Source organism: Paenibacillus sp. GM1FR, from assembly GCF_002803315.1.
GTDB classification, from domain to species: domain Bacteria; phylum Bacillota; class Bacilli; order Paenibacillales; family Paenibacillaceae; genus Paenibacillus; species Paenibacillus amylolyticus.
Window position 1 is genome coordinate 77983 of sequence record NZ_MKZL01000005.1, and the last position, 16914, is coordinate 94896.

Consider the following 16914-nt stretch of genomic DNA (forward strand, 5'->3'; position numbering starts at 1 on the left):
GTGAGAACCTATTTACGGTTTTGAATTTTATTCCAAACATTTGTAGGTTTAGTATCATCCGAGTTGCTTCCAAATCTGTTATTAGGCTCTGAAATTTCTTCAGTGGTTGAAGCAACTTCTTCTTCAATTTGATTTTCTTGCTTTCGATTGAATACAGATCCCCCAAAGCCTCCAGAAGCGCCACCACCAAATTTGTTGGCTCCTCGTTTTTGATATGGATTAAAAGTGGATTGTTTTACAGATTCCATTACACCTGAGATATTCAGTTCTATATCTTTGTTTTTTACCTGTTTTTGTTTTTCTAACATTTCATCATATTCTATAGTCATTTCAACGACTCGGCTTGGTAAAGTCATCCCACTAAAAATAGTATAGACAACCGCGTATTCATCAAACCAGATAGGATCTCCATATTTTCCTTGAGCTGTATCATTAAACTCTGATATTACTTGTTTAATAGTCTGTTCTGTTTTGACATCTTTGAATATTGATGCACTTGATGGTCTAAGTACAAAACCACCATACATTGTTGCAGTTTCATAATCATGACCACAAGAAAAGTAGCCCAACTGAATACTATTTCTCATTTTACTATTCAAAGTATTACTTTCGTAAGGGGCTTCAATGCTAGCTTTGTGAATACTCAAGAAACCACCTGACAGTTGTACGATTTTAATAAAGTCCGAAGGATCATAAGTACTATTGTCTGATCCAAAGTTAGCAGGAATCAAGTTAGCCTCATGGATAGTACTTATGATGGCATCGTTCCCTTCATCTTTCCAAGAAATCAAAGTACTACTGTTCAGTCTATTCTCTTTTTTGGTTGTAAAGTCGTTAAATAGTTTCTTGTTATCAGTAAGAATTACACTACCAAGTGGTTTTTCTTGACCTGGACTAAATAGCTCATTTTGAAGTTCAATGAATTCTTTGATTTCTGCGAGGAGAAGAATTGCATTAGACATTTCAGTGAAATCATCAAATGGACTTGAGAGCAAAAGAGTTATAGGGACCGGAAAAAACTGTTCTTTTATTAAACTTAACACTAGTGAAATAAAGCCTGTACCAAAGCCCCCACCAGCTCCAGCGCAAATAAACAAATGATCAACATCCATGAATTTTCTTTCCATTGCTTCAATCAATTGATTACGCATCTTGTCTGCATTTGGGTTCAATTGTGGATCGAAATTCTCAACAACAAGAGAAGGTGTTCGGGCAGCACCTCTAAAATCTTCAAAATGTATGCGATCTTCGAGCGGAATGTTCTTAAGATGAAGCATGTCATTTTTAGAAAAATTCACGGCAAGGCTAGGATATATTTGTTTTCCATTTGCATATGTATAACCTGCAAAAATATCTGCATCTTTGTTACCTTTCTGCCCTGCTCCAATTACACCAAATCTTAGAGAGACGTCATTGATTAGTGCATTTTCGTTCATGAATGTAAGTACTTTACTATTAGATAGACCCATTAGAATTTTCCTCCTCATATTGTTTTGCTACATATTCTGTGAATGCTTTACCGTCATCAGAAAGAAAGAACTTATGTTGCCTTTTGCTATACTCGAATGATATTAAACCAGCGAACAAAAGAGCATCTATTGCTGCAACAACTGGATTTTTAGAATAATCCTCACTCATCATAGAGATGATGTCTTTTTTTGGGATGAGATTGTTGTCTGTAATAATGCTCAATACCGATATGTGAGCCTCACTTAATTTATCAAGAAATGCTCGATAATGCACCTCTGTATAAAGTTTTTCTGACATGCTCAGTCTTCACCTCCCCCTGATTAGAGGTCACCTTAAGGTCACCTCTGGGTTACCTTAAGTATATCGCTTTAATATTAATTTAGCAAATATATCTAAATCTTATTTTAAGAATGCTATCTTATCTAATATGAATTCTATAATACTCTATCTGTTATAACGATTTCTCGTGTGAGAAATTTTTATTAAAGCTGTTAATTTAGAGTGACCCTAGGGTGACTCTATTTTATTTAAATATAGTCATATTATCATTATTTACATTAGGGGAGAGTATAAACGCTTTTCTACTCTTCTTAATGGTCTGTTGGAGAGTATCCACAATAGTAGTGTGATTTCTCTCATTTATTTTTATAATATTTCGTTTCTAAAAAATAATACACTCAAACAATATTATGATGATTTTAATGACTACATTAATGATTGATTCAGTGATAACTTTGGTGACTGAGTCACTATTGTTATCACTGAACTTGTCACGATGTCTGTCATTGCATATATCGACCACAAAAGGTCGACAAATTCGTTGTCACATAAGGTTTTTTTCTGTTAATCTCGACATACTGCTTTAAGTGACAAGAAATTAGGGTTCATAAAGGTTAGTAAATATGTATCAAATTCAAGCAAATTTATAAAGGAGTTGTCATCAAATTGGATGTTCGAACAATACATAAGCTTTCTCCGACCAAGTGTAAGATAATTGAACGTCTCTTTATTTATAGAAGTCTTACCCCGTATCAAGTGTTTTTTCTTTTGGATCCGGATAATATTCCTTTAACCTATCCTCATTTCTCATGGGAACTACTTAACTTATCAAAAATGAGAAGCACATGGAATCAGTTGGCTCAAATGCAGAAGACCGGTATTATTCAGGTGGCAGCTAAGCTTAATAATGATACGAAGGTTTTAACTTTATCAGAAGAAGGATTATCTATAGCTTACAGCCTTTTAGATATCCCTGAGATTGAAGGTTACCGAAATACAGGTTGGAATAATCAACACGGTTATTTTCCATATGAACTTTATCGCGCTCCAAAAGAGAGACTGCAAAAACATCATAACTTGGGTATTGATTTCAATGTTTTAATGGAACTCTTATCTTTAAAACATAATTTCACATATGATTTTATTGATAATAGATACGCTTCAGTAGAGTTCTCCTCTATGGATGAAAATACTAAAATAGAAACTAAGAAAATTTTCAGGCCCGATGGAGAGTTTATTATTCGACCTAATGGTACTGACAAGGAATTTCACTGTTGGGTTGAGTTTGATATGGGAACGGAGAAAGGCAAACTTTTATATGAGAAGTTTTCTAAGTACAATCAATATCTGTCATATATAACCCACGGGGTTGAGCGAGATTCTTTAGCCACATCTATACCTAGTACTATTTTTTTTGTAACGACTGCGCGTCAAAGTATTTGGTCTCGATGGCAGAATATTCAGCGGAATTATTTGAACACCATTGGAAACTGGAGCACATTTTTAAATTTGTATGTAGGAAATATTGAATCACTTGAAAGTTTAGTACTTTCCTTTATAAATGAAGGAGACTTATTTAAAAATAAACTGAATTTAAACTTAAGACCACTCCTTAATGATCAAGCTTTTATTGGACAACCTAAGCCCTCCAAAAATCTCACGAATGCCTCCTCCCTTTCAAGTTTTTGTTATCTTTATGGTAACGAAATGAAGATATTAGGTTGGGAGCCGTATTTTACAGTAACTCGTCTTAAAAGCAATGAACATCAGGTTTTTCTTTATGTTAAGTTCGACGAATATGAAACTGGTGGTATTTGTAAGGCAATAGATTTCGCTTCAAAATTCGAAACTATTGAATCCATGAAAAGGATTAATGCAATTGAGGTTATCCCTGTGTTACTTTACTCGGATAAAAAGCCACACTCTCTTGATTTTATTGGTTGTGATCAGAAGGTTAAATTCGATTCTATCTTTAAGAAGTATCTTTGGCATAATGTTTCTGAGAATAAGTGGCTCGATAAAAACGGGAAACATATTCAATCCAACCCCTTAAATTTATTTCTTGGTGAATGAGTTTTTGTGTCTTATAGATAACTACAGTCTAGACGTTCTGCGTCACGATTAAATCCTCAAATTCTTATACTGAATATTTTTCGAATTCTACCCATTCTTCAATATAATATTGATTTACCTTGTGTACTTTTAGAATTTTTTTATAGGATTCAATCATTTATTCAGAAATATATTACAAAACTGAATATATGATTGAATCCTAAAGTAACCAGAAATATAAATTGTCGATTTTTAATATTGTAGATTTCATTAGCAAGTTCAATAACTGTCCCAATTAAAGTTTAAATACACGAACTACATGTCTGAACATATTTATATTTTAATCTGAATAAAACTCATGAATCATTCAAAAAATGATCTAATTTTGTCAATCAAACGACTAGAAAAACTTAATACTTGAATGAATATATTACGTAACACTAAATATTTAAGTTAAATTTATTAGTATACTGAATATATTATGTAATAGTACGTTTGTGTTAATGAACAAATTAGCTTGTTTGTTACATATACGTTTTTGATTCCCACATAGGAATTAAGCTTGTAACCTTTTGCTTGTAGTATATTCAATTTTAGTAACTTGAATATATAACTGAATATATTCATATTATTTGGAATGGATAAAAATCACAGGTTACTTATAAACAATTCAAAGCATATTCGATTTTAGTTATGATAAAAGCTATTTAGTAACCTCAACAGATAAATGTATGTACTCGGGTTCAGTAATTTGAGTAGGCATTATATATCGCCAACTATGAGTACTCATTGGAGCACTATTAATCATTTTTCTTTGAATATATAACTGAATATATTATGTAATACATAATAATCTTTTAGGATTCTCATAAGATCACTACAAGCCATCAAATGGAGATTTTTACTCTCGGTGGCCTTTCGCATTCTCTTGTATAGCTTGACCCTATACTGAACATACATAGAGTGAAAGGCCTCAGCTTAAATCGACATAAGCTGAGGGGCTAGTTGTGTAATCAATGGTTTCAAGTAACAGTAAACTGAATACGTTAGTGTTAATGAACAAATTAGCTTGTTCATTATAAATACAGGGTTTTCTCCACAGAGAAGTTACCTTTTGCTTCGATTATGATACTTGTATTTCAGTGTAGTAACCTGAATATATAACTGAATATATTCAGGTTATTTTTTTTGTTGCATCTCATTATCCTTCTTTAACGTATAGAATCAAAACATAGTCGCTTCTTGCGATAAATCAGAGTGGTTATATAAAACTATTCAGTAAATTCAATATTTGATTGAATATATTCAAGTTTAGTAATCTGAATAGCAGTATATATTACTAAGCACGAATACATCACGAATACATTTTGATTATGTAGGATCACCCACTGATTGTTGTGCTACATACCCAAAATAATATTACTGAATACTTATATATTACGTAATATAAAACGTAACAGTTTATGTGGTTTCAAAGAGTTATAACTTTTTTGATACAATGGTTCTTCATATTGAGTGTTCAATACGTTACCTTATATATTATGTAATATATAAGGTAACTTTTAGAGTTCTCATAAGAACGCTACTAACCATCCAATGGATGCCTATACTCCCTGTGTCCTCTGAACGTAACTAAAACTCCTCAGCTTAATCCCACCATAAACCGAGGGGCTGACCATATAATCAATAATTTCAAGTAACAGTAATCTGAATACGTTTATATTAATTAAGAATTCAGCATGTTTATTACAAATACGTTGTTGATCCCTACAGAGGTAGTAATAATATAAACTTCTGCTTCAGCTATGTTAAGTATATTCATATGTAGGAACCTGAATATATAACTGAATATATTTATATTATTTGGGTTGAGTGTCACATACGTATTCTTCTTTACGTATAGAATCAAGACATATCCCGTTTTAGTGATAAATGACCTGGTGTGGTGCTGTAACCTGAATAAGCATTACATACTGTCAAGCATGAATACTCTTTGATTATTTATAATCATCTATTGCATAGTAGTGATATATTTGAAATGGAATAATAACTGAATACTTTAATATTACGTAATATACAACGTAATAGATGATGTAATTTATAATTTCAAAAGAAATACTGCTGTTTTTGATACAATGTTCTTCTCAGCATCTATATAATATGTTACTGAATATATTATGTAATATAAGTAACAGTTAGTATTCTTATAAGACCACTAACAAGTCACCCAAAGGAGATTTATACTCTTTGTGGCTCTTCGAATTCTCCTGTACGACTTCACCGTATACTAGACATACATAGAGTGTCGTAACTAAAACCCCACGGCTTAATCCACCATAAGCGGTGGGGATGACTGTATAATCAATAGTTCCAAGTAACAGTAAACTGAATGTGTTTATATTAAGCAAGAATATAGCTTGTATGTTACTAATACGTTGTTTATCCCCGTAGAGATGTTATTCGAATAAACTTCTGCTTTTAGTATGTGATGTATATTCATATGTAGTAACCTGAATATATAACTGAATATATTCAGGTTAACTTATTTGAAAGTTATATACTTAGCCTTCTTTAACGCATAAAATCAAGATATGTTCGTTTTTGGCGATAGATGACCTGTGTGGTGTAGTAATTAATCAGTAAACTCAATACTAAATTGAATATATTTAAGTTTAGTAATCTGAATAGTGTTTATCTACTGCCAAGCATGAATACTCATTGATGACTTATAATCATCTATTGAATTGCAGTGCTTCATATAAAATTTATCAAAACTGAATAATCATTTATTACGTAATATACAACGTAATAGATTAAGTAATATATATTATCAAAAGAATACTAATCTTCTCGATACAAAGGTTCTTCTGAGATTGTATTTAATACGTTACTGAATATATTATGTAATTTACAATTTACCTTTCAGTATTCAGACAAGATCTATAAGCCTCAAAATAAAATCAATGGCATTTCGAATTGTCCTGTAAAGCATAATATATAAAGTATGGTAACTAAAACTCCTCTGCTTAATCCACCATAAACTTGAGGGGCGGACTTTATAATAACTTGTTCAAAGTAACAGTAAACTGAATATGTTTATATTAAGCAAGGATTGAGCTTGATTATTACAAATACGTTGTTGATCTCCACAAAGGCAGTAATAATATAAACTTTTGCTTCAACTATGTTAAGTATATTCAGATGTAGGAACCTGAATATATAACTGAATATATTTATATTATTTGGTTTGAATGTCACATACGTATCCTTCTTTAACGTATAGAATCAAGACATATCCCGTTTTAGTGATAAATGATCTGGTGTTGTAACCTGAATAAGCAGTACATACTGCCAAGCAAGAATACTCATTGATGATGTATAATCATCTATTGCATAGTAGTGTTACATTTCAAATATAATACTAACTGAATACTTAAATATTACGTAATAAACAACGTAATAGATGATGTAATTTATAATTTCAAAAGAAGTATTGATCTTTTGATACAATTTATCAGCAAGTATATAATACGTTACTGAATATATTAAGTAATATAAGTAACAGTTAGTGTTCTTAGGAGACCACTACAAGCCACCCAAAGGAGATTTATACTATCTACGGCTTTTCGAATTCTCTTGTACGACTTCACCGTATACTAGACTTACATAGGGCGTCGTAACTAAAACCCCACGGTTTAATTCACCATAAGCGGTGGGGATGATTGTACAATCAATAGTTCCAAGTAAAAATAAACTGAATGCGTTTATGTTAAGCAAGATTTTAGCGCTTGTATGTTACTAATACGTTGTTTATCCCCGTAGAGGTGTTATTCGTATAAACTTCTGCGTTTAGTATGTGATGTATATTCATATTTAGGAACCTGAATATATAACTGAATATATAACTGAATATATTCATATTACTTTATTTGAATATCAAATATGTATCCTTCTTTATAACGTATAGAATCAAGACATATCTGCTTTTAGCGATTCATGACTCGGTGTAGTGTTATAAAATATTCAGTAAACTAAATACTAAATTGAATATATTTAAGTTCAGTAATCTGAATAATGTATATCTACTGTCAAGCATGAATACTCATTGATGACTTATAATCATCTATTAAATTATAGTGTTACATTCCAATGTAATACTAACTGAATACTTATCTATTACGTAATACACAACGTAATAGATGATGTAATTTATAATTTCGAAAGAAATACTGATCTTTCAATACAATGTTCTTCTCAGCAAGTATTTAATACGTTACTGAATATATTATGTAATACAATTAACTGTTAGTATTCTTATAAGACCATTAAAAGCCACCCAGAGTAGATTTATACTCTTGGTGGCTTTTCGAATTCTCCTGTACAATTTCACCGTAAACTAAACATACGTAGGGTGTCGTAACTAAAACCCCACGGCTTAAACCACCATAAGCGGTGGGGATGACTGTATAATCAATAGGTCCAAGTAACAGTAAACTGAATGCGTTTATATTAAGCATTGCTTGTATGTTACTAATACGTTGTTTATCCCCGTAGAGGTGTTATTCAAATAAACTTCTGCTTTTAGTTTAGTATGTGATGTATATTCATATGAAGTAACCTGAATATATAACTGAATATATTCAGGTTAAATTATTTGAATGTTACATACGTAGCCTTCTTTAACGCATAGAATCAATGCATATTCGCTTTTTAACGATAAATGAGCGACTGTGATGTTATAAACTATTCAGTAAACTCAATACTTGATTAAATATATTCAAGTTCATTAAATTAAATAAACAGTTTATACTACCAAGCATGAATACAAATTGATGACTTATAATCATCTATTGAATTGTGTTTCCACATTCCAATTTAGTATCTACTGAATACTTATCTATTACGTAATATGCAACGTAATAGATGATGTAATTTCAAGAACCCATTAATCTTTCTGATACAATGATTCTTCATTATCATTGTATAATATGTTACTGAATATATTATTTAATACTAGCAGTGAGTATTCACACGAGGCCAACAAGCCACAAGATAGGGATATCTACTCTCGGTGGCCTTTCGAAATCTCCTGTACAGCTTAACGGTACAGTTAACATACATTAAAGTATGCTCACTATAAACTGAGGGGCTAACTGTAACAGTAAACTGAATACGTTTGTATTAAGGAAGAAATTAGCTGGTTCAAACTAATACGTTGTTGATACCCACAGAGGAGTTAATCGAGTTAACGTTCTTCTAGTATCTGGTGTCTATTCATGCGTAGGAACCTGAATATATAACTGAATATATTCATATTACTTTATTTGAATATCAAATATGTATCCTTCTTTATAACGTATAGAATCAAGACATATTTCCTTTTAGCGATTAATGACTCGGTGTAGTGTTATAAAATATTCAGTAAACTAAATACTAAATTGAATAAATTCAAGTTCAATAATATGAAAATGCAGTATAGATTGCCAAGAATAGATTCTGATTGATGACTTATAATCTTCTATTGATTGTAGTGCTTCATTTCAAATGTAATATTAACTGAATACTTATATATTACGTAATATACAACGTAATATATGATTTAATTTGTTATTTCAAAAGAGATACTGATCGTTCTGATTGAATAATTTTACATATTGAATAGTGAATAAGTTACTGAATATATTATGTAATATATAAGTTAACCCTGTACACTCATAAGATCATATCAAGCCACGTACTGGAGATTTATACTCATGATGGTATTTCGAATTCTCCTGTACAGCTTGACCGATACTGAACATACATGGGGTGTCGTAGCTAGAACCCCTCGACTTAATCCAGCATAAGCAGTGGGGCTGCCTGTGTAATCATTAGTTTCAACTAACAGTAAACGGAATACGTTTGTTTAAGCAAGAATCTGGCTTGTTCATGACGAGTACCTGTTGATCCCGTCAGAGGTATTATTGAGTTATCTTGTGCTTGTAGTATGGGATGATTATTCACGTTTAGTAACCTGAATATATAACTGAATATATTCATATTATCTGACTTGAAAGTTATTTACTTATCCTTCTTTAACGCATAGAAAAAGGATAAATTTGATGTTTAGCGACAAAATGATCAGTTGTGGTGTCATCAAGTATTAAGTAACCTCAGTACTTGAATGAATATATTCAAGTTCAGTAATCTGAATAAGAAGTATACATTACTAAGCACGAATACTCATTGATTATGTATAATCATCTACTGATTGTTGTGCTACACCCCAAATATGATATTACTGAATACTTATATATTACGTAATATACAACGTAACAGTTTATGTAATTTCAATGAGAGAGTAACTTTTTGATACAATGATTCTTCATATTGAGTGTTCAATACGTTACTGAATTTATTATGTGATTTATAAGCTAACATGTAGTATTCTCATAAGATCACTTCATGCCATCCATTGGAGATTTATATTGTCGGTGGCCTTTGAAATTCGCTTTTCTTACGTACACTGTACATTCATGGAGTGTGGTAACTAAAACCCCTAAGCTTAATCTACCATAAACTGAGGGGTTGCTTGTATAATCATTATTTAGAAGTAATAGTAGACTGAATACGTTTGTATTAAGTAAGAATATGGCTTGTTCACACAAATACGTTGTTGATGCCAACAGACTAGTTAATTGAGTTAACTTCCGCTAGGATATGGTGTGAATTGACACTTAAAATCGAATATAAAACTGAATACTCATATATTACGTAATATATGTTGTAATAAATAAGGTGCATTATGTCTTGTAAGACACTGTTATGATCTATTATGGAAATTTGACTCGATTCGTTTGATAGTCTTTCGCAGAGCATAACCGCACTTTGAATAAACATATAGTTTGGGATAAACAACCACATCATCTTATTCCGATAAGATCTGATATATTAAACAATGTTTTTAAAGTAATAATAAACTGAATACTTTAGTATTATGAAAAAAATCTAGTGCGTTTACATGTACAGCTCATGTGACCTGGCAGAATAGCTAATCCCTGTTTCTAAGAGACGCTAAATTCAGGTGTAGTTATTTGATTATAATCATATTATGTAATTTATAAACAACTCACCAATCCATCGCATGTTGCATTAACACAGCGTATTGCTTTATTCAAAAATATAATGTCTGAATTTCAAAAAATGTTCAGTAAACTAAATACTTTGTTGAATATATTTATATTATGTAAATTTCATATGACGCTTACGCTTATACTGCGAATTAAAAGCTCCCTATTAATAGTATTAACACATTAAGGATTTGCTATACACGAGATTTCGTATATTTCTTAAAATTTGTTTAACTGTTTTCAGTAGTATTGAGTAGCGACAACATTTTTTGGAACTCAACTTAATGAGTAATGTGAACATTTACCCGTTTCAATAGAGTTGAAGATTATCAAGGAGGAAAGACTAAGTAATCCGTTTTGTGAAATACAGTGTTCCTTCGCTGTAATCACCTAGACGTATTAGTTAAGATAATGCTTACTTACATATTAAGGTCTCTATAAAAAGTATACGAATCATATAGAATCTCCGTAAAAAAAGTTTTAATTAGCTACTCAATCTTAATTAAGCTATCAAGTGTGTTTTCTCCTTCAAGTATATTATTTCGCCACCTTAATCTTTAATTGTTTGAAGTATATCATCTAGCTAATTTGGAGATGCTGATGATGGGTACGTTAAAAATTAGTCGAATCGATAATGTAATTTGGGTGCACTTACATCTAGTCCCTACGAATCTAGGCAATCTCATATTATGATTATGAATTCTATAAAATATCTACGAAAAGTCAGTATTATCAAGGGTTTAGCTTATCCTTTTTTTGAAAAGAGGAAGGATAAAACTTAAGAAAGCTATAGATTAAAACATGATTGAATGTTATAAAATACGATAACGTACCAATTCTTCACTCACAAATTATCAGTCAATACTAAATTTCTTCTTACGAGTTTCGATCGATAGTAAACCCAGTGTTATCAAGGATTTGAGAGCTACTTCAGATCAAGAAGGGAAAGAATAAAACAGAAAAATCGATAAACAATTAAATGATTGAATTATCATATCTACGATAACGTATCAATTCAATATAAATAACTGTTCTGTATCTGATTTTTTTATGTACCACGCAACTTGTAACTTATTCAGCGTATAAATGATCAATGAAATGAAATATCTGATACCAACATATTTTTTCATCTTAGAGAAGTATCGAAACACTGAAGAAACTTATATGCCGTTAGTCTCCAGGGAATATGAACTATGTAAACTGCGATTACTTAGACAACGATCGAAAATATGAACGCGTTGGGAAGCGGTACCGATTGAATGAATTTCTCGTAACCATCAGTTAAGAGTTTAGGCTCATACTTACATCCTCAATCTTCATGAGAATGAATTTATGCAGACCGCTATATGAATGTGTAAAGTATTTCTGTATCTATTCCACAGAATGAAATAATTTCGCTTGTTGGACCCATTGCCCCAATTAAACAAGTTGTTTCCCATACCATTTTACTTTCTCAACAGACATCACGAGTAAACCTCTCTTCTGTATGATTTGTAACCAGCGTTATGATATTTAGTGACTCTATGTATTCTTATGCGTTTTTATTGCTCCGTCTTGAAGATGGTGCAATTTCGTCGGCAGAATGCCATGTGATGTTTTTCGCTGATTGGTTGAAGTATTATTGATTATTTTCCGTACTTTCCTATTTGAGTTCAGTAAGTTTGCATTGTGTAACAAATACCTCCTTACTAAATTCCTTACTTTGCCTTTGTACATGAACAACAGTCAAAATCAATAAGAGTTGGACATTTCTTAGTTGTGCGATCAATAGAAGTATTAAGTTTAAATAATATATTAATATTACTGAACAATAATACTTACTATTTATGCTGTAACGATATTCTATAGAGCAAAGTGATTTGAGTATTAAGTTTTATATTCAGTAATATATTATTATTCATTAACCATAAGATGAATTTACCTTGCTCCGGGAAAATAGTAATGCATTTAAATGTTTAGCATTCGCTTCCTTATCTCATAAAGATAATCTAATGAACCCGATTAACATACGGAAATTTGAACTCGATAAAATAGTACATAATTGAACAATTAAATATTACATAATATATTCAGTAATATAAGTATTTTATTTAACCTTTGATAAGCAGAACCCATTTTGGGGGAAGGGTGTTGGGAGTAAGATTCCGTTCATCTCTTCACTTAGAAATGAATAGGTGTATCTATTAATTATTTGACCTTTCTGATTCAAGACCTTTTCCAACATCCAGTGTTGAGAAACACATTAAATAATGTTATCTTTATGAGAATCAAATAATCCATATGCGAAGTACGCATCTACCCAATCTTGGGCAAGGTGCGTTTTTTTTGTGTTTAACCATTCACTAGTTTCTAACTCAGTTTAGGGCTTAAGGAGTTGAATTCATGGACCCGATATTACGAGGCCCACAAGAGGTTCGAGATCAAGCAGAGCAAGACATCGAATCCATCTCTAGTCAGTCAATAATAGCAATACAAGATACGATGTATTATTTACGTGCAGAAAAGCTTATCCCAGGTATTCATATATCCATTAGGATTAAAATAGACTCTTATGATTTAGGATTTTGGAACCGAATGATTTTAGATCGAGTGAATTGTGCTAAAGAATGGTTGAGGTCTACTGATAATTACGATAGCCAAGAGTCTGATTTAAGCATATTCTCAACTATTTATAAGGAATTAACAATTCACAAATCTAATAGTACCTCTAATGATCTGTATCTTAATATGTCACTCTATATAATCCATTCAGTTATCGCTGCGTTAGAAATAGAATCTCATGTGATGATGTACGATGGAAACAAAAAGGGGCATCAAACTGCTCAGAAATATTCTCAATTAATTGCTGAAGCTATAGAACCATATCAGTTGGTAATGAATAAAATTGATGAGGTTTTGTATGGGAAAATTCGAGAGAGGTAATAACATCAGGAAGAAAAAAACGGAGGAAATAAATGAACCTTACTAATGTATGGGGGGAGAGAAGAAAATACTCTTCACATGCCAATAAGATTATAGAAGAAATCCATGTTCAAACGGGCCACAAATGTTACATTACAAGAGGTGTTGGCGAAGCAGAAAATATGGGGAGTTGAGTCCTGGTTTTGCTTGACTTGAGAGTCTACTTTATTTCTTAAGAATATCTATTTTGTACAATTGAGAAACTCCATTCAGGTCTCTCAATTGTACTGAGTTATGTCACGGCTATTTCTATAGTTATATACGGACATGGCAGACTCACAGATGTAAGTCACTTTACCAGAGTTTCAATTAATATCAGATAATCGGTTTATTTAGCTTGATATTAACGTTCTTAATTTGGAAAGGGATCTATAACAATTCAATTATTGACTGAGGTAGTTTATAGCCTCTTGTAAGTTTCTTACCCCTACTAGTTTAATCTTTTCTAAATTGTAGCTATTTTTTGCTTTGGCAACCTCTTGTTCTTGATATTTAGGATAGATAAAAATATCTACTTCTTCATTCTTTGCAGTAAGCAATTTGAGATCCAGGTTACTTATTGACTGAATATCACCACCTCTAGTTATGCCTCCTGTGCCAGCAACCTTCCTTCCTCTAGCCAAATCGACATTCGGATCGAGTTGCTGTATTAAACCCAATGCCAACATGAAACCTCCTGACTCGCCTGAATAGTTGTTGTCCAAATGGATAACGTCATCAACAGATAACCCTTTGAAAACAAATTGGTTTTTTAAATAAACTCCTAACGTTGCTTTTCCTTGGCGATCCAGTTCCTTTATAGTCACTGGAATCTCTACGTTGCTAGTATCACGATGAACGATTACGTTTACGGTATCTCCGATTTTAAAATCCTCTAGATAAAAATTAATATCTTCTGGTGAGTCGACCTCTATATCATCTATGAATAGAATTTCATCTCCAACCTTAAGATCTTGACCTGTTTTAAACTTCTCTGGATGAAAAACCACAACTGGCTTAGATATTTCTTCTGGTAAATCAATCTCCTCATGTACCATTGCAGCCTTTACGATAGTGTGTTTCATATAAGGTAAAAGTTCTTTATCTAAAATAGTCAAATCTCTTTCGGTAAAGTCACTAGTGCTTTCAGAAGCTGAAGCATAGAACTTTGTAACAGAAGTTCTTGTATAACCCTCAGACCCGAGGTATATTTTCTCCCATACAGAATTAATTTGTGTTTTTTTTACATAAGTCATGTAAAGATTAGTAGGATGGGCTTGAGCGCTTTCGCGAATTGGTTTTGCATCAATAATGGGGTCAACTGAAAGAATACTCCCAGGTGCTGTCCAAACCTCTGGCACCTTTAAAGGCTTAAGCAGCAACAAACCCAAAAATATGATAACAACAATCAAGGGAGTTATATAAAGAATAATCACCTTGTAATCTTTTATGTCCAAGAGAATCACCTCAGTATTATAAACTAGCAATGGAACTAATATAACAAAATAACTATTTGATATAGAAGGAATGAGAAGAACCCGATTTTTCATGTCATTAATGATTAACTACATAATACTATAGATGATTTACGATATGCTTTATTAGATGAATTATTAACACCGTTAATGAACAGTAAAAGAAGCCAATCATTTAACTGATTCATTTCTAGTTGGTGCGTTTTCGAATATAATATATGCAATAGTGAACCTTAGAGATGGGGGAGATATATGCATATAATGGATGATTATGAACAACGCCTAAAAGATCTTCGAGCCACACTTGGAACCCTTATAGATAATTATGACTTACTCCCGGATGCCTCCTATCAGATATTTAGTATCGAAGGAGAGATTAGAAGCTTTGAGCAGAGAAAAGAAAGACTAAACCTCAGATTTTCTCGGATAGACTGCCATTTATGCAAGCAGCCTATTTGGAATGAAGATGAACCAGCTAAACTTGGGGACAAAGGTAGCATCCTGATATGTCCAAGGTGTTTATGTACGATTAAGCAGGTGAAAGGTACTACTGAAATGGAACGAGATCTTGACATTAAAAGTCCCGGGACTGTAAAACAAGATTGTGAAGGTCCCCTTAAAATGCTGCAATCGCAGTTTCTCATACGTAAATCGGAGAAATTCTGGCTTATACATGAGGTAGTAGGTGAGATCTACTATCGAGCCGGCCGGCGTAAAACTAACCTACTACATTCTTGGATCGATGAATTGATTAATCGCTTGAATCACCTTCAAGAGCAAAAAAAATTTATGGAAGGGATGCGAACCTTAATCCCGGATTTGCATACTCAAATCTTTAGCTTACAAGCACAAATCCAAGATTTACAAAGTAAAGTAGATCGAATTAAAGGTGGGAGGCTACCTTATCGTTGCTCTCAATGTAATGTTTGGTTGAAAGAGAACGGTATTCCAACGTTTTTTGGAAACTACACAATTTGTGATCAGTGCAAAAAAATAATTTCAGAAGTGATGACTACATCTGAAGCTGAGAAGAAATATGGTCTACCTAAGGGAACAATACGCCGGGATAACTCACGAGGATCCCTAGAGAGATATAAGAAATTAGGATTACTAAGACAATCAGGAAGTTTATGGTTGCTTCACGACATAGTTATTTTGGACAAATATAAAAGAATCGAAACAAAAGAGGAAGTGTTACCAGTTCACTCTCCTACAACAATGAGTGAAGAAGGAATACCTTCAGATCTTCTCAGAAGATCTGCTTCCATATACAAACAACTTATGGAACGAAAACAATTGGAGAAATGACATATAACTCAATAATGAAGTTTAATTGAATACAACCCAAAGTTGCGCGAGAACATTGTTCAATATTTTGTGAAGGTTCAGTTGATAGGCTGTATGAAGGATGATAGAGTAAAAGATAACTTAATAAAATATATGCGAAGCACGCATCTGCCCGTATTGGGTAGGTGCGTTTTCTTATTTTTAAAGAAAGGTAGGATCATATGAGTTATCTGTTAATGAATTTTCTTTATATCTCATATCGGTTGATTAAGGCTTTATCGAGAGTTACCTTGTATGTACTT

At 32.2% G+C, this 16914-nt stretch carries 6 protein-coding genes; 3 read left to right on the forward strand and 3 right to left on the reverse strand.

Annotation, left to right across the window (positions count from 1 at the left end):
- Positions 1 to 8: 8 nt before the first annotated feature.
- Both PAEAM_RS03430 and PAEAM_RS03435 read right to left on the reverse strand, forming a co-directional pair.
- Positions 9 to 1436: an FtsZ/tubulin family protein gene (locus PAEAM_RS03430; protein ID WP_165789819.1), complete on the reverse strand. Its 1428-nt coding sequence runs from the start codon at positions 1434 to 1436 to the stop codon at positions 9 to 11.
- 19 nt (positions 1437 to 1455) lie between these two features.
- On the reverse strand, positions 1456 to 1767 hold the full coding sequence (locus PAEAM_RS03435) for a hypothetical protein (protein ID WP_091036763.1): 312 nt from the start codon (positions 1765 to 1767) through the stop codon (positions 1456 to 1458).
- Positions 1768 to 2415: 648 nt separating this feature from the next.
- Between PAEAM_RS03435 and PAEAM_RS03440 the strand changes: the two genes are divergently transcribed.
- Together PAEAM_RS03440 and PAEAM_RS03445 are read left to right on the forward strand one after the other, a co-directional pair.
- The gene (locus PAEAM_RS03440; RefSeq protein ID WP_100526661.1) at positions 2416 to 3822 is read left to right on the forward strand and encodes a replication-relaxation family protein; all 1407 of its coding nucleotides are present in this window, start codon (positions 2416 to 2418) and stop codon (positions 3820 to 3822) included.
- A 9470-nt stretch (positions 3823 to 13292) separates the two neighbouring features.
- Positions 13293 to 13832: a hypothetical protein gene (locus PAEAM_RS03445; protein ID WP_100526662.1), complete on the forward strand. Its 540-nt coding sequence runs from the start codon at positions 13293 to 13295 to the stop codon at positions 13830 to 13832.
- Positions 13833 to 14254: 422 nt separating this feature from the next.
- Here PAEAM_RS03445 and PAEAM_RS03450 read toward each other — a convergent pair whose 3' ends face one another.
- On the reverse strand, positions 14255 to 15307 hold the full coding sequence (locus PAEAM_RS03450; RefSeq protein ID WP_165789820.1) for a PDZ domain-containing protein: 1053 nt from the start codon (positions 15305 to 15307) through the stop codon (positions 14255 to 14257).
- A 279-nt stretch (positions 15308 to 15586) separates the two neighbouring features.
- On the opposite strand from PAEAM_RS03450, the gene PAEAM_RS03455 reads away from it, so the two are divergent.
- Positions 15587 to 16633 (forward strand): hypothetical protein, encoded by a 1047-nt coding sequence (locus tag PAEAM_RS03455; RefSeq protein WP_133120410.1) that lies wholly within the window; start codon positions 15587 to 15589, stop codon positions 16631 to 16633.
- Positions 16634 to 16914 lie beyond the last annotated feature (281 nt).

Bases quoted from the DNA above. Each gene is read 5' to 3' on its own strand.
- PAEAM_RS03445 (WP_100526662.1), top strand. From the start codon at position 13,293: ATGGACCCGATATTACGAGGCCCACAAGAGGTTCGAGATCAAGCAGAG.
- PAEAM_RS03435 (WP_091036763.1), bottom strand. From the start codon at position 1,767: ATGTCAGAAAAACTTTATACAGAGGTGCATTATCGAGCATTTCTTGAT.
- PAEAM_RS03430 (WP_165789819.1), bottom strand. From the start codon at position 1,436: ATGAACGAAAATGCACTAATCAATGACGTCTCTCTAAGATTTGGTGTA.
- PAEAM_RS03455 (WP_133120410.1), top strand. From the start codon at position 15,587: ATGGATGATTATGAACAACGCCTAAAAGATCTTCGAGCCACACTTGGA.